Here is a 15,051-nt window from a genome sequence, read left to right as displayed (position 1 = left end):
AGCATAGCTGAATGCAGTTCACTCAGATTTTGCGGCCTGACGCGGTCCGGGTCTACTCCTCCGTGTCCAGCAAGAAGCGGCTGTTGCACGAACTCGGCAGCATTGCCGAGTCCGTCTATGGCCTCGATCCGCAAAAGGTGGTGGATGCCCTGATCGAACGGGAAAACCTTGGGCCCACCGGCGTGGGGCATGGCGTCGCCCTGCCGCACGCGCGGCTGGAGGGCATCGACATGGTCGTCGGTGCGCTCGTGCTTCTGGACACGCCCATCGATTTCAACTCGGTCGACCGCCAGCCGGTCGACCTCGCCTTCGCCCTCTTCGCGCCCGAGAATGCCGGTGTAGAGCATCTCAAGGCATTGGCGCTTGTCTCGCGAACCCTGCGCGATCCTTCGATCTGCGCCAAGCTGCGCGCCAATGACGACCCGGCGACGTTGCACACGATCATAACGGAATCGCAGTCGGTTCAGGCGGCGTAGGCCCGGAACCCGAACATCATGTAGTCCCGCTGGTAGATGTCGCTGACCAGCGACTCGATCTCTTCATCATAGATCTCGTCGATCGAGAATGGCTGATCTGGCGCCGGTCTCGCAGGCGCCGCGGCCGCGTCATATCCCACCGACGCCGCAAGGCGCGGCAGCGCCTCGGCCAGCTCGTCCTCGCGCAGCACGATGTCCGGCAGGCTGAACTGTGCCATACCCTGCATGATGGACGACTGTGTGGCCCAATGCGCATCCACCCGGATATTCGTCTGCCCGGCAAGGTTCGCCTTCAGAAACTGCAGAAACGCGGCAAAGGCCAGCTTGTGCGTCTCGCGATCATACCCCTCGTCCGGCATCTTCCCCGGCAGCGGCAGCTTGTGAAAATTGCGCAGCGTCTTGCGGATGTCCAAGAAGCATCCCGGCCCGGTTTGCAGGATCTTGTCGCAGAATGCCGCATGGGCACGTGCCACCGGATGCCGCAACACGGTAAAGCCGCGATGCCCCGGCTTGCGCCGTTTCCACTGGCGCAACTCCTTCTGGTTCAGCTTGGTTGGCAGGTCGTCCACCGCCACGCCATCCAGCCCGGCCAGCCAGTCGCATACCGCCGCCTCCGGCCCCGACCGTATCGGCATATACAGGAGTGCCGCATGCGCCCCGGCCACGAAAGCGGGCACCGCCGGCCCCCGGCGCGGCTCGAAATTCGGCGTCCGGGTCAGGTTGAACGGATCCAGACCGGCAAAGGCCTGTTCCATATCCCTGAAGTTGGACACCTTGTCTTCAAGCCCGCTGGGATTCTGCTTTTTCAGCGACGCGTCCAGCGCCTCCAGCCGTTCGTCGCTGCCCAGAAACTTCGCCAGACCGTTCAGCACATCAAGGTTCTGCAGGTCCTCGTAGGCGATGTAGAACGCCGCCTGACCCGACGCTTGCAGCCGGTTCAGCAGGAACACCTGGAACTCCTGCAGCTTGGTCACGTGCGTCTCGAACTCGGCCTTGTCGAACCGCACCTGGCTGTCCTTACGCTGCTTGACGTTGGTCAGCTTCCACTGGCCCGTCGCCTGCGCGATCTTCCAGCTGACATAACTGTCCAGGGGATTGCGCGTCAGGATGATCTTGGCACAGCGCGGATCATCCAGCATCACGTCAAGGATGCGCGGATCGTGGTCATGGAAATACCGGAACCCGCCCATCTTGTCCGGCACGTCCCGCACCGCCTTGATCAGCTGCATCGGATCGGCATCGCGCGTGTGCCGCGCCACCCCCGCGATCTCGTCGCGGTTGGGATAGCCGATGAAATGCGGGTTGAACGCCTCGCCGAAGCACTCGAAGTTTTCGAATGCGTTCAGGTTCGCCTCGAGAAAGTTGGACCCGGTGCGCATCTCTGCAAACACGACGAAATAGTCGAATTGGCCTGCCATCTATCGCACCAGGTAGGGTTTGCGCGTCTGCCCCTGCGGCTCATGCAGGCGATGCTCCACCGGGAAATCGCCCATCAGGTAGGGATGCATCCCCTGATTCTTGAGGTTCTGCAGGAACTGCCCGAACCCGGTCAGGTCGGCCATCTTGGGCACCTCGGCCAGGCCATGCACGCTTTGCTTGCCGATCTCGTCGATGATCGTCTGCAAGGGTTCCATCGGGGCCTCGATGAATTCCGCCATGGTCCAGATGCGCACCCGCGCCTTGCCCCACTGCGACCGCAGAACGTCCAGGTGCTTGCTTTCGACCTGCTGCAACAGCGCGGCCTCCTGCCGGATATCGGCGAAGTTCATGTTCGACTTGAACAGCGGCACCGCCCACGCGCCCGAAATCACCGAGATCTGAGCGTTCTGATCCTTGGCTAGCGACCACTCGATCTTCTCGATGTGGTCGCGCGGTCCGACCTGGAAACACTGCCGCTCGCCGCGCGTGTTCCAGATCAGGCTCGCGAGGAACGCCTGAGGGTTGTAATCGCGCAACTTCGCACTGTCGCTCAGCGCGCCGTTCATCACGGTCTGGCCGTCGGAAAACTCGGCGCGCTCCGGTGCGAACAAGTGGCCGTGCACCCGCGTGCCGGTGACCTTGGCCAGCCACGGCTCGAAATTCTCGAACAGGTCGCTGAACCCCTCGAACACCGAGTATTGCGCACAGGTCAGCCCGTTCTCGCGCCCCTCCACTGGGAACCGGCTCTGCATCAGCAGGCCGGGCCGCCCGCGGGTACGCCGTTCCACGGCCTTGGCAAAGATCCGGTCGATCTTGCCGGGGTTGGGCTCGGTCCGCTTCATCGCGCCTGCCGCGTCGGTCAGGAACGCATTGTAGAGCCGATTGGCAAAGGGCCAGATCTTGCGCGCCACGAAGCAATCGGACCGCCGCAGCAGTTGCAGGTGATCGTCGTAGAAAATATGCGGCTTGCCCTGGTAATCGAACTTCGACAGGGTCAGTGACCGGCTTTCGATCTGCCGGGAATAGAGCCTTGCCAGCGTCTGGAAATAGCTTTCGTCCGGGATCCACACCCGCTTGAAATAGCTGTCATAGGTCGCCCGCTCCGGGTCCGTCAGGATCGCCGACAGGGTCTGCCGCGTCAGGCACCACCACTGGCTGCCCATATGCGGCACGATCCCGTTTGGAATGCGCCGTTTGTAACCGATCTTGCGTTGCAGGCGGACATAACGGTCGAACAGCTTGCGATTTCGCCGCCACGAAAACGGAAAGCGCAGGGTGAACCGCTCGTGGTCCAGCCCCCCGATCGTCCAAGGCACATCCGCCGTCGTCGCGCTTTCGATGAAATCCGTCTGAGGCCGCTCTGCCAGATAGTCGATCAGCTCCTGCACCGGGCGCAGCGGCAAGCAGGAGCCGGAGGCAAGGTAGACGTGCCGCACATCCGGAAAACTCTGTAGCATGATTTCCGACGCTTCCTGCGTCGCCGCCACCAGCCCCCATGTCCCCCACTCGCAGCGGTGGCGCCTGGCGAATTCCACTTGATCGAGGTCCGACAGGGCGTTGACGAATTTCCGGTAGGTCGCGTTGGGCACGTTGCGGTCGGCATGAATGACCAGAGGACAGCCCGAGGCGGCCCAATGGCGCGCCACCTGCTCGGCCCGGTCAAAGGCCGTGTGGACCAGCATTATGATGCCGACGCTCACCCTCTGCCCATCCTCATGCCCAGTTCCCCTTGGACATCAGCCCAAGAATTTCTAATTGCCGCCAGTTTATATATTTTTCCGACCATTTGCACCAAAGGTCAGGACTGTCCTGAAATTTCTCGGCGTATGATTTGTATTCGACACTTCCGGCATAGTGCTGACCGCGCCGCAACTCTTCCTCGGCCTTGGCGGTAAACGTGTTCAGGAACTTCGCGTGCAGCAGGATCCCGCTGGCCTTTTCCCCGCCCCATTCATCATAGGTCAGGTTCAGCCCCCGCGGCAAAAGCGTGTGGGTCGAGCTGATATAGGTGTACCGCTTGTCCCACCGCACCAGCGGCGTCTTGTTCAGCGCCGGCGCCTTCTTGGGCCGGTCGGCAAAGAACACCCGGCTGCGCGGCCCGCCCTGGATCCACAGGTTGCCGTATTGCCGATTCTTCTGGATCACGTAATTGCCGGGGTCGAACCATCCCGCAACCTCCAACGGGTCCTGTCCGGGCAAATATCGCACGTCGTCGATGCGCCCCTTGGGATACATATCCAACAGCATCGCGCCAAAGGATTTGACCTGACTGGTGTCCAGCCAGTCGGTCAGCGCCCGAATGGGGCGCGTGTCGCAGAACGGATAGATGAAAAGCTCGTCGGGATCGACCACCAGCGTCCAGTGCCCGTGGCCATACTTGCGCTGCAACCAGTTCAGCCAGTCGACCCCGAACTTTGACCCCTTGTAGCTGGCCTTGGTGGTCCAGATCGACACATCCTCCTGGTCGGCCATGAACTCGCGCCCGCCATCGGTGCTGTCGTTGTCCACGATCAGGAAATGCGAAACGCCAAGGTTGCGGTAATACTGCAAAAAGAACGGCAGGCGCACGAACTCGTCGCGCATCGTACTGAACAGAAGGATGTCGCCAGGCCGGATCTTTCGCGTGCGATCCACCACGGGCTTGAGCGAGAAATGTTTGCGAAATGCGCGCACCCTGTGCCGCTTCCGGCGCAGCCGCATGGCATATGACTGCAACAAACTCACTACTCACATCCTCTGGGCCACCGGACTGACCAGCCGCCACCATACACGCATCGTGTTAATACATTCTTTTCCAAAATGGTACACCGCCGCAAAGGCCGGTTCCGTTCCCCTTCAATCGGTATAAGAGATTGTTTCCAAAACGCAATCAATTCTGGCCCTCAGATCCAATTGCCCTTTGACATCAGGCCCATCGCCTCCAGCTGCCGCCATCCGATCAGCCGCGTCGAGGCTGGGCACCAAAGATCGGGGTTCCCGGTCAGCGCGTCATAGTAGCTGTCGTAAAGGTCGCTGTTGGCAAAATGCTCCTGCCGCTGCTTTTCCTCGGCGGACCGGTCCACCACCGTGTTCAGAAACTTCGTATGCAGCAAGACCCCCGACAGACGCTCGCCACCGTCCTCGTCGTAAACTCGGTTCAGCCGACGGGGCAACAGCGAGTGCGCGCTGCTGACATAGGCATAGCGTCGGTTCCATTTCACCAAGGGCATCTTGCCCATCGTCGGCGCCCGCTCGGGCCGGTCGGCAAAGAACTTCCGCGCCCGCACACCCCCCTGGATCCAGAGGTTATGCAGGTCAGGCTTTTTCTGGATCATGTAATTCCCGCCGTCGAACCAGCACAGCCGCTCGAACGGATCTGCCCCGGCAGCATAGTCATGCTGCGCCAGCGGCCCCTTGGGATACATGTCCAGCATCAGCACCCCGAACGAGTCACGCTCCGATTGCTCCAGCCTTTCGACCAGCGCAGGCAAAGGGCGCGTTTCGTGATGCGGATAGATCAGGATCTCGTCTGCATCCAGCGTCAGGCACCAATGCCCGTGCCCGTGCCGCATCTGCAACCATGTCAGCCAATCGACGCCAAAGCGCGACAGCTTGTAGCTGGCCTGCGTCCACCACAGGGAAACATCCTCCTGCGCCTTCAGATAGTCGCGCGTGCCGTCGTCGCTGTCATTGTCCACGAACAGGAAATGTCGCACGCCCAGCGCGCGGTGATGCTGCAGGAAGAACGGCAGGCGCACCGCCTCGTTCCGCACGGTGGAAAAGCACAGGATGTCTCCCGGCGCGATCCGGTCGGTGCGATCCACAACCGGGCGCAACTGCCGCCGCTTGCGCAGCGCGCGAAACAACAGGCGCCGGCGCTTCCACCGAAGCCTGTACGCCTCCCATGCTTGCAACAGCACGCTCATTCGTCCTGCCTGACCCTTCCTTCGACCTCAGGGTCGGCGTTATTTTTCGTAATGTCCAGTTTGATGCCACCGCCACGCATCGCGGATCATCTCGTCCAGGGTCGAGCGGCCCGGAGTCCAGCCCAGCTCCGACACCGCCCGCTCCGAGCCCGACACCAGCTTGGTACAGTCCCCCGGCCGCCGCAGACCTTCGACAACGGGCACCTCCTTGTTCGTGATGCTGCGCGCATGCTCCACCACTTCGCGCACCGAGAAACCGCTTCCGGTCCCAAGGTTGAACACCCGGCTGCCCTTGTCGTCCTCCAGCCATTTCAAGCCCAGCACATGCGCATCCACCAGGTCACAGACATGCACGTAATCGCGTATGCACGTACCGTCGGGCGTGTCGTAATCCGTGCCGAATATCGTCAGCGCGTCGCGCTTGCCGTCGATCGCGTCCAGGATCAGCGGCACAAGGTGCGTTTCCGGCTGGTGGAACTCGCCCACCTCGGCCTCGGGGTCCGCCCCGGCCACGTTGAAATACCGAAAGATCACGTGCCGCAACCCGTGTGCCGCCTCGAAATCACGCAGCATGTTCTCGATCGCCCGCTTCGACCCGCCATATGCGTTGATCGGGGCCTGCGGGCTGTCCTCGTTCAGCACGACGTTATCCTGATCGCCATAGGTGGCACAGGTCGAGGAAAATACGAACCGTTCGCAGCCCGCCGCCACCGCCGCCTCAAGCAGAACCAACGAGCCCGTGACGTTGTTATCCCAATAGAGGCCCGGCTCGCGCATGCTCTCGCCCACCTGGCTCAGCGCCCCGAAATGCAGCACCGCGATGGGCTGGTAGGCCGCAAACACCGCGTCCAGCCGCGCCCGATCACGCAGGTCGCCCTGCTCGAACGGGCCGAACTTCACGGCGTCCGCCCAACCAGTGCTCAGGTTGTCATAGGTAACGGGGGTATAGCCGGCACCTGCCAGCGCCTTGCAGGCATGCGAACCGATATAGCCCGCGCCGCCGGTGACAAGAACATTAGGCAAGGGGCGCCGCACTCCTTCGTTATTGCGCGGCCTTGGCGGGCTGCACCACATCCGTGATATAGTTCAGCAGGTCGTCGCGCAACTCGGGCCGGTTCAACGCAAAGGCCACTGTCGCCTGAAGGAACCCGGACTTCGAGCCGCAGTCGAACCGTTCACCCTCGAACCGATACCCCAGGACCTCTTCGCCTTCGCCCCGGGCCGCGTCAATGGCATCCGTCAGCTGGATCTCTCCGCCGGCGCCGGTCTGTTTCTTGTTCAGTTTCTGCAAAACCGTCGGCGTCAGGATATAGCGCCCGATCACGGCCAGGTTCGATGGCTGCTCGCCGGGGGCGGGTTTCTCCACCATGCCCTTGGTCGAAACGATCCGGCCCATATCCTCCTTCACGTCCAGCACACCATAGGCCGACGCCTTGTCCTCGGGCACCTCCATGGCGGCGACCATGTTGTTCTCGCCGTCGGTTTCCTTGAACGCCTCGGCCATCTGCGCCAGGCAGGACTTTTCCGCCGCGATCACATCGTCGGGCAGGATCACCGCGAAAGGCTCGTTGCCGATAAGGCGCCGCGCGCACCACACGGCGTGGCCCAGGCCCAGCGCCTTGTTCTGCCGGGTATAGGCGATCTCGCCGCTGTCCATGTTGGTCGACTTCAGAATTTCCAGAAGCTCGTCTTTGCCCTTCTTGCGCAACTCCTGCTCAAGCTGCGGCGCATTGTCGAAATAATCCTCCAGCGCGCCCTTGCCGCGGGACGTGACAAAGATGAATTCCTTGATACCTGCTTCGCGCGCCTCGTCGATGGCGTATTGCACCAGCGGGCGGTCGACCAGCGTCATGATCTCTTTCGGAACCGATTTGGTTGCCGGCAAGAATCGCGTTCCCAGCCCCGCGACGGGAAAAATCGCCTTTGTCAGTTTCTTGCGCATCTAGAACTCCTTTGCCGCTTTCCTGGCAACACAATCGAAAAGGCCCACGTCTCAGACCGGAACACAAGCGGTCCGAAGCGGCAAACCGACACTAGGCGGCGCCTTTTCTTCGATCTGCTCATGACATGTGCATATCCCGCATCATGCCTTCTATCCTTTCAATATCTTCCGGGTTGTTAAGTTCCCAGAATTGTCGGCCGCGCGCCTCGACCTCGACACACAGGATCGACCGCCGGTTCTCGAGGAAGCGTAGTTGTTCAAGCCCTTCCAGCGTCTCCAGAGGGCCAGCCGGCCAAGTGCCGTAAGCATATAATGCATCGGGCCTGTAGGCATAGACCCCCACATGGTGAAACACCGGCGTCTCTTCCCCGTCGCCGTACACACGCGACGTATAGGGCACCACTTCCTTCGAAAAATAGAGCGCGTGGCGCGATTGGCCAAAAACCGCCGTCGTGCCGCCGACCCGGCCATTCGCGCGATCTTCCAGGAAACCATTCAGCGCCCGGCCGTCGCAGCGCAGCACCGGTGTGGCCACATCGGTTTCCGGGTTTTCGCGCATTCCCGCGATCAGGTTCTCGACGAACCAATGCGGGGTCAGCGGCGCGTCACCCTGCAAGTTCACCACGATCTCGTAATCGCCACCAAGATTTCGCAGCGCATCGGCACAGCGTTCCGTCCCGTTGGCGCAGTCCGGCGAGGTCATCACGACCTCGGCACCAAAACCGCGTGCCGCCTGCTCGATCCGCGTGTCATCCGTGGCCACGACCACCCGGTCGACACCCGAGACACTCGTGGCCGCAAGCCAACTGCGTTCGATCAGGCTCTTTTCCGTGCCATCCGCACCACGCAGAACGGCCAACGGTTTGCCCGGATAGCGGCTCGAGGCATAGCGTGCCGGGATGACCACCAACACACTCATCAGGCGGGCTTCAGCTCCACCTTGGGCGCATAGGCAATGAAGAACGGGTTGGCGTAAGCCTCCTTGCCATAGCGAAGCGGTGTCTGGTCATCGAATCGCACCACCTGGCCCCCGGCGCCCAACAGCACCGCGTGCCCGGCGGCGGTATCCCATTCCATGGTCCGGCCAAGGCGCGGATAGATGTCTGCCTCTCCCGTCGCGATCAGGCAGAACTTCAGCGAGGATCCGGCGCTTTTCATGTCTCTCACGGCATATTTGTTGATGTAATCATCCGTCGCCTGGTCGCGGTGCGACTTGCTGGCCACGACCATCAGCGCCGCGTTGTCCGGATCGGACACCCTGATCTTTTTCAGCGCGCCCGACCTGTGCCGTGCGAAGGGTCCGGTTTCCTCCACCGAAACCCCGTCGGCGCGGGTAAAGAACATCCGTCCCTTGGCCGGCGCATAGACCACGCCGCGCGTCGGCACGCCGTTCTCGACATAGGCGATGTTGACGGTGAAATCGCCGCGCCGATGGATGAATTCCTTGGTTCCGTCCAGCGGATCGACGATCAGGAACGTGTCGGCCTGCTCGCCATGGGTCGCGACCTGTTCCTCGGTGATCAGGGCCACATCGGGAAACGTCGCCCGCAGGCCGTCCGAGATGATCTTGTCCGCCGCCTCGTCCGCCGCGGTGACAGGGCTGTCATCCGATTTCACCTTCACGTCGAAATCGTCCATGTCGTAGATCTCCATGATCCGGTCGCCGGCTTCCAGCGCCAGCCTCCGCATGACCGTGACAAGATTGTCGTAATCCAATGCCTGCTCCAATTCTTTTGTCCAACGCACAAAGGCGTTTGTTGCGGGACTGATGCGCGCCCCTTATGATATGTCACTAACGGGACAGCAAGAATTCCGTGCGAGAATTTCACAACAAGGCGGTTGCTTCAGACAGGTCATGTTCCAGAATACGCGCAAGAAATCGGTTCTTTCGTCCATCATGACGATTTGCGAGCTGATCTATCATACTACGGTCCGCGACGTGCGCAGCGCGCATGGCAACGCGTTCATGGCGCTTTTCCTCAACATCAGCACCGCGATCATCTTCGTTCTTGCCTTCTACTTCATGTTCTCGGTCCTTGGCCTGCGCGGGGCCAAGCTGCGCGGCGACTTCCTGCTCTACATGATGTCCGGCGTGTTTCTCTACCTTACCCACGTCAAGGCGCTGGGCGCCGTGGCGGGTGCGGCGGGCCCGTCATCGCCGATGATGCAGCACGCGCCGATGAACACGATCATATCGATCACCTCCGCCGCGCTTGGCTCCCTTTACATACAGGTCCTGTCGGCCCTGGTGATCCTGTTCATCTATCACACCGCCTTTCAACGGATCGAGATCGCCGATCCCATCGGCGCCTTCGGAATGCTGTTGCTGGCCTGGTTCACCGGCTGCGGCGTGGGTCTGCTGGTCATGGCGGCCAAGCCGTGGTTCCCGACCGCCGTGAACCTGATCCAGATCGTCTATACCCGGGCCAACATGATCGCCTCGGGCAAGCTTTTCGTCGCCAATACGCTGCCCGGCTACATGCTGGCGATGTTCGATTGGAACCCGCTCTTTCACGCCATCGATCAGTGCCGTGGGTACGTCTTCGCCAACTACTTCCCGCGCAACACCAGTGTCGAATACGCGGTTATCGTAGGCTGCGTTCTTCTCGTCATCGGGCTACTGGCGGAATTCTACACCCGGCAATTCGCCTCCAGCAGTTGGTACGCCCGCAGATGAGAACACTTCTCGCGACCTGTGCCCTTCTACTGTGCGCCACCTTCGCCCATGCTCAGGCGCTACCTGCCTTCTACGATGTCTCGGGCGTCGCACCTGACGACGTCCTGAATGTCCGCGCAGGTCCCGGCGTCGGAAACTCCATCGTCGCAAAGCTGACCGCCGACGCCCGCTTCATCGAAGTCGTCGCATTCGACGAAAGCCGAGAATGGGCTCGCGTCAATGTGGAAGAGACGTCGGGCTGGGTCGCCCTGCGCTTCCTGGACCGACGCCCGGATCAGCCGGACGATCAGCTGCCCCGCCCGCTGATGTGCGCCGGAACCGAGCCGTTCTGGTCGCTCGATGTTGCCAGGACCTCCACGGCCACGCTCGACCGCATGGACGACGATCCCATCTCTGTCGCGACTCTCGATCCCGTCACCTCTGAAAACCGCACCGACCGCTATGCGATTTTCGGCCAGGCGCAAACCCAGGTCTTTACCTTCATGTTCCAGCGTGACGCCTGCACCGACGGCATGTCCGACCGTTTTTATGGAATGAGCGTCGATCTCTTCGTCACCGAAGAGTCCGGTGTCACCTACCTCACAGGCTGCTGCAACCTTGCACGCTGACCAACTTCCGGCGTTAATCCACGACCCGGCATGTCAGGTTGATCCGCCCCGGCTTTTCCAGCAGCATCGAGGTGCCCGGCTTGATCCGGTCGATCCCGTGATAGGTCAGCCGCGCGTCACCGCCCATCACCACCACGTCCCCCGATTGCAGCCAGTGCGATTCCGTCTTGCCGCCCCGCGTCGCGTTCCCGATCCGGAACAGCCCCTCGTCCCCCAAGGATACCGACAGCACCGGCCAGCTGAAATCGGCCTCGTCCCGATCCTGGTGCATCCCCATCCGCGCATCTGCATCGTAGAAGTTTACGAGGCAGCAATCCGGCATGCGCTCACTGCTCACCAGATCGCGCCAAATCTGCAGCACCTCTTCGGGGATCGGCGGCCACGCCATACCGTCCGGATGCCGCGGCTCGTACCGGTATCCCCGCCTGTCGGACACCCAGCCATAGCGTCCGGCCGAGGTCAACTTGACCCGCATCGGCTTGCCATAGGGCGTCATCGGCGAAAACAGCGGCGCGGCGCGCACCACGCCCCGCAGCGCCTCCACCAGCGCAGCCTGCTCCGCCGCTTCAAGGAATCCCTTGAAAATGCGGAAACCGCGTATCTCCAGCGTCTCCTGTGCCATGTACCCCGAATTCCATCGAATCCGTCAAATTAAAACCCGAATCCTGCGATTCACCGCTTTTCAACCGCTTGCAGGGTCATAGTCCCCTGCCTATATACCGTCCGAAGCGCAGAGACCGCTTTCGGTATCTGTAACTCACATGGTGGCCAGATGCCTTTGACGGGTCCGGTCGCCCCTCAATCGCCTTAAGAACAGAAGGGATCGAAAAACATGTCCAAAGTCATTGGTATTGACCTCGGAACCACCAACAGCTGCGTCGCCATCATGGATGGCTCGCAAGCGCGCGTCATCGAGAACTCCGAAGGTGCACGCACCACGCCCTCGATCGTCGCCTTCACCGACGACGAGCGCCTTGTCGGCCAGCCGGCGAAACGCCAGGCGGTCACCAACCCCGAAAACACCATCTTCGGCGTCAAGCGCCTGATCGGTCGTCGTGCGGACGACAGCGATCTGGCCAAGGACAAGAAGAACATGCCGTTCGAAGTGATCGACGGTGGCAATGGCGACGCTTGGGTGCGCGCCAAGGGCGACAAGTATTCGCCCAGCCAGATCTCGGCCTTCATCCTCGGCAAGATGAAAGAAACCGCCGAAAGCTACCTCGGCGAGGAAGTGACGCAGGCCGTCATCACCGTGCCCGCCTACTTCAACGACGCCCAGCGTCAGGCCACGAAAGACGCCGGCAAGATCGCCGGTCTCGAAGTGCTGCGCATCATCAACGAGCCGACCGCGGCCGCGCTGGCCTATGGCCTCGACAAGGAAGACACGCACACCATCGCGGTCTATGACCTTGGCGGCGGTACGTTCGACGTGACCATCCTCGAAATCGACGAGGGCCTTTTCGAAGTGAAATCCACCAACGGCGACACGTTCCTCGGCGGTGAAGACTTCGACATGCGCATCGTCAACTACCTTGCCGACGAGTTCAAAAAGGAACACGGCGTCGACCTGACCAAGGACAAGATGGCGCTGCAACGTCTGAAAGAGGCGGCCGAGAAAGCCAAGATCGAGCTTTCCAGCTCGTCCCAGACCGAGATCAACCAGCCGTTCATCTCGATGGGCTCCGACGGCTCGCCGCTGCACATGGTCATGAAACTGACCCGCGCCAAGCTGGAAAGCCTGGTCGGTGACCTGATCACCAACTCGCTCAAGCCCTGCAAGGCCGCGCTCAAGGATGCGGGTCTCTCGGCTGGCGACATCGACGAGATCGTTCTCGTCGGCGGCATGACCCGTATGCCCAAGGTCGTCGAGGAAGTGACCAAGTTCTTCGGCAAGGAGCCGCACAAGGGCGTGAACCCCGACGAGGTGGTCGCGATGGGCGCCGCCATTCAGGCCGGCGTTCTGCAAGGTGACGTCAAGGATGTTGTCCTGCTCGACGTGACCCCGCTCTCGCTCGGCATCGAAACGCTGGGTGGCGTGTTTACCCGCCTGATCGACCGCAACACCACGATCCCGACCAACAAGTCGCAGATCTTCTCCACCGCCGAAGACAACCAGTCGGCCGTGACGATCCGCGTCTTCCAGGGCGAGCGTGAAATGGCCGCGGACAACAAGATCCTGGGTCAGTTCAACCTCGAGGACATTCCGCCGGCCCCGCGCGGCATGCCCCAGATCGAGGTGACCTTCGACATCGACGCCAACGGCATCGTCTCTGTTTCCGCCAAGGATAAAGGCACGAACAAGGAGCAGAAGATCACCATCCAGGCATCGGGCGGTCTGTCCGAGGAGGACATCGACAAGATGGTCAAGGACGCCGAGGCCAATGCCGACGCGGACAAGGAACGCCGCGCCCTGGTCGAGGCCCGCAACCAGGCCGAAAGCCTCATCCACTCGACCGAGAAGTCGATGGAAGAGCATTCGGACAAGGTCGATCCGTCCACCATCGAGGCCATCGAACTGGCCATCTCGGCCCTCAAGGACGACCTCGAGAAAGAGGATGCCACCGCCGACAAGATCAAGGCCGGCATCCAGAACGTGACCGAGGCCGCCATGAAACTGGGCGAGGCGATCTACAAGGCCAGCCAGGACGACGGCGATGACGAACCTGCGGGCGCCGACGAAATGGGCAAAGACGACGAAGACATCGTCGACGCCGATTTCGAGGACCTCGACAACGATAAACGCGCTTAAGCGTCAAACGGACAGGCAGGGGGCGCATCCGCGCCCCCTGCTCTCCGATATAAAGGAGACATCCGATGGCCAAACGCGATTATTACGAGGTTCTTGGCGTGTCCAAGGGCGCCAGTGCCGACGAGATCAAGAAAGCCTACCGCACCAAGGCCAAAGAGCTTCACCCCGACCGCAACAAGGACAACCCCGATTCCGAGAAGAAGTTCAAGGAAGCGGGCGAGGCCTACGACATCCTGAAGGACGCCGAGAAGAAGGCGGCCTATGACCGTTTCGGTCACGCGGCCTTCGAGGGCGGCACGGGTGCCGGTGCGCGACCCGGTGGCGGGTTCGGCGGCGCAGGCGGTCCCGGTCAGGGCGATTTTGCCAGCGCGTTTTCCGACGTGTTCGACGACTTGTTCGGCGATTTCATGGGCGGCGGTGCCCGTGGTGGTCCCGGCGGACGCCAGCGTGCGGCGCGTGGCGCCGATCTGCGCTACAACCTGCGCGTCGATCTGGACGACGCGTATCGTGGCCTGCAAAAGACCATCAATGTGCCCACCTCGGTCAAATGCGATTCCTGTGACGGGTCCGGGGCCGAAGGCGGCGCCGAACCGACGACTTGTCCGACCTGCTCGGGCATGGGCAAGGTTCGTGCGCAACAGGGCTTCTTCACGGTCGAACGCACCTGCCCAACATGCTCGGGCCTCGGCCAGATCATCAAGAACCCCTGCAACACCTGCGGCGGCCAGGGCCGCACGCAACAGGACCGCTCGCTTTCGGTGAACATTCCCGCAGGCGTCGAAACTGGCACCCGCATCCGCCTCGCCGGCGAGGGCGAGGCCGGAATGCGCGGCGGTCCGGCAGGCGATCTTTACATCTTCCTCGAGGTCGCGCCGCACAAGATATTCGAGCGTGAGGACACCAACCTTTTCTGCCGCGTCCCCGTTTCGGTCGCCAAGGCCGCGCTCGGCGGCGATATCGAGGTGCCGACGATCGACGGCGGCCGCAGCCGGGTCAAGATCCCCGAGGGTTCGCAATCGGGGCGCCAGATGCGCTTGCGCGGCAAGGGCATGCCCGCCCTGCGTGGCGGCGGTCACGGCGACATGTTCATCGAACTGGCGGTGGAAACACCCGTCAACCTGACCTCGCGGCAAAAGGAAATCCTCAAGGAGTTCGACACGCTGTCAGAGGACAACAACCCGGAAACCAAGAGCTTCTTCAAATCGGTGAAGGGCTTCTGGGACTCGATGAAAAGCTAAAGCGCAAACCTCATCCTCGGGTCTGACCTGCGGATCT

14 protein-coding genes are annotated in these 15,051 nt (G+C 61.7%); 5 read left to right on the top strand and 9 right to left on the bottom strand.

From position 1 onward, the window contains the following. The first annotated feature begins 11 nt into the window (after positions 1 to 11). Positions 12 to 476: a PTS sugar transporter subunit IIA gene (locus C2I35_RS08700; RefSeq protein WP_103762649.1), complete on the top strand. Its 465-nt coding sequence runs from the start codon at positions 12 to 14 to the stop codon at positions 474 to 476. Here the strand turns inward: C2I35_RS08700 and C2I35_RS08695 are convergent. From C2I35_RS08695 to cysQ, 8 genes are all read right to left on the bottom strand, one after another. After that, positions 464 to 1,894: a sulfotransferase family 2 domain-containing protein gene (locus C2I35_RS08695; protein ID WP_103762648.1), complete on the bottom strand. Its 1,431-nt coding sequence runs from the start codon at positions 1,892 to 1,894 to the stop codon at positions 464 to 466. The genes C2I35_RS08700 and C2I35_RS08695 overlap by 13 nt on opposite strands. Continuing rightward, the gene (locus C2I35_RS08690) at positions 1,895 to 3,595 is read right to left on the bottom strand and encodes a DUF5927 domain-containing protein (RefSeq protein WP_103762647.1); all 1,701 of its coding nucleotides are present in this window, start codon (positions 3,593 to 3,595) and stop codon (positions 1,895 to 1,897) included. Positions 3,596 to 3,608: 13 nt separating this feature from the next. After that, complete coding sequence (locus C2I35_RS08685) at positions 3,609 to 4,595, bottom strand: glycosyltransferase family 2 protein (RefSeq protein ID WP_103762646.1); 987 nt, start codon at positions 4,593 to 4,595, stop codon at positions 3,609 to 3,611. 182 nt (positions 4,596 to 4,777) lie between these two features. Continuing rightward, positions 4,778 to 5,800, bottom strand: coding sequence for a glycosyltransferase family 2 protein (locus tag C2I35_RS08680; protein WP_103762645.1), 1,023 nt, complete (start codon positions 5,798 to 5,800; stop codon positions 4,778 to 4,780). A 39-nt stretch (positions 5,801 to 5,839) separates the two neighbouring features. Then, positions 5,840 to 6,823: a UDP-glucose 4-epimerase GalE gene (gene galE / locus C2I35_RS08675; protein WP_103762644.1), complete on the bottom strand. Its 984-nt coding sequence runs from the start codon at positions 6,821 to 6,823 to the stop codon at positions 5,840 to 5,842. 19 nt (positions 6,824 to 6,842) lie between these two features. Beyond that, the gene (locus C2I35_RS08670; protein WP_103762643.1) at positions 6,843 to 7,742 is read right to left on the bottom strand and encodes a UTP--glucose-1-phosphate uridylyltransferase; all 900 of its coding nucleotides are present in this window, start codon (positions 7,740 to 7,742) and stop codon (positions 6,843 to 6,845) included. A 118-nt stretch (positions 7,743 to 7,860) separates the two neighbouring features. Then, positions 7,861 to 8,661 carry a 3-deoxy-manno-octulosonate cytidylyltransferase gene (locus C2I35_RS08665; RefSeq protein WP_103762642.1) on the bottom strand — a complete coding sequence of 267 codons (801 nt, stop codon included), beginning with the start codon at positions 8,659 to 8,661 and terminating at the stop codon, positions 7,861 to 7,863. Next, a complete protein-coding gene (gene cysQ, locus C2I35_RS08660) occupies positions 8,661 to 9,458 on the bottom strand; it encodes a 3'(2'),5'-bisphosphate nucleotidase CysQ (protein ID WP_103762992.1) in 798 nt (265 codons plus the stop codon). Before cysQ ends, C2I35_RS08665 begins: the two co-directional genes overlap by 1 nt. A gap of 139 nt (positions 9,459 to 9,597) precedes the next feature. On the opposite strand from cysQ, the gene C2I35_RS08655 reads away from it, so the two are divergent. Together C2I35_RS08655 and C2I35_RS08650 are read left to right on the top strand one after the other, a co-directional pair. Further along, on the top strand, positions 9,598 to 10,419 hold the full coding sequence (locus C2I35_RS08655) for an ABC transporter permease (RefSeq protein WP_103762641.1): 822 nt from the start codon (positions 9,598 to 9,600) through the stop codon (positions 10,417 to 10,419). Further along, the gene (locus tag C2I35_RS08650) at positions 10,416 to 11,027 is read left to right on the top strand and encodes an SH3 domain-containing protein (RefSeq protein WP_103762640.1); all 612 of its coding nucleotides are present in this window, start codon (positions 10,416 to 10,418) and stop codon (positions 11,025 to 11,027) included. The genes C2I35_RS08655 and C2I35_RS08650 overlap by 4 nt, the downstream gene beginning before the upstream one ends. A gap of 13 nt (positions 11,028 to 11,040) precedes the next feature. Here the strand turns inward: C2I35_RS08650 and C2I35_RS08645 are convergent, their stop codons facing one another. Beyond that, positions 11,041 to 11,649 carry an alpha-ketoglutarate-dependent dioxygenase AlkB family protein gene (locus C2I35_RS08645; RefSeq protein ID WP_103762639.1) on the bottom strand — a complete coding sequence of 203 codons (609 nt, stop codon included), beginning with the start codon at positions 11,647 to 11,649 and terminating at the stop codon, positions 11,041 to 11,043. Positions 11,650 to 11,859: 210 nt separating this feature from the next. Here C2I35_RS08645 and dnaK point away from each other — a divergent pair, with 210 nt between their 5' ends. Together dnaK and dnaJ are read left to right on the top strand one after the other, a co-directional pair. Further along, the gene (gene dnaK / locus C2I35_RS08640) at positions 11,860 to 13,776 is read left to right on the top strand and encodes a molecular chaperone DnaK (RefSeq protein ID WP_103762638.1); all 1,917 of its coding nucleotides are present in this window, start codon (positions 11,860 to 11,862) and stop codon (positions 13,774 to 13,776) included. A 65-nt stretch (positions 13,777 to 13,841) separates the two neighbouring features. Then, entirely contained in the window at positions 13,842 to 15,014 is a 1,173-nt protein-coding gene (dnaJ, locus tag C2I35_RS08635; RefSeq protein WP_103762637.1) for a molecular chaperone DnaJ, read from the top strand. The last annotated feature ends 37 nt before the right edge of the window (positions 15,015 to 15,051 follow it).

The sequence above is a fragment of the Roseovarius confluentis genome, assembly GCF_002917925.1.
In the GTDB taxonomy this organism is placed as follows: domain Bacteria; phylum Pseudomonadota; class Alphaproteobacteria; order Rhodobacterales; family Rhodobacteraceae; genus Roseovarius; species Roseovarius confluentis.
Note: the sequence above shows the minus strand (reverse complement) of the source record. Positions and strands in the feature narration are given on the sequence as shown.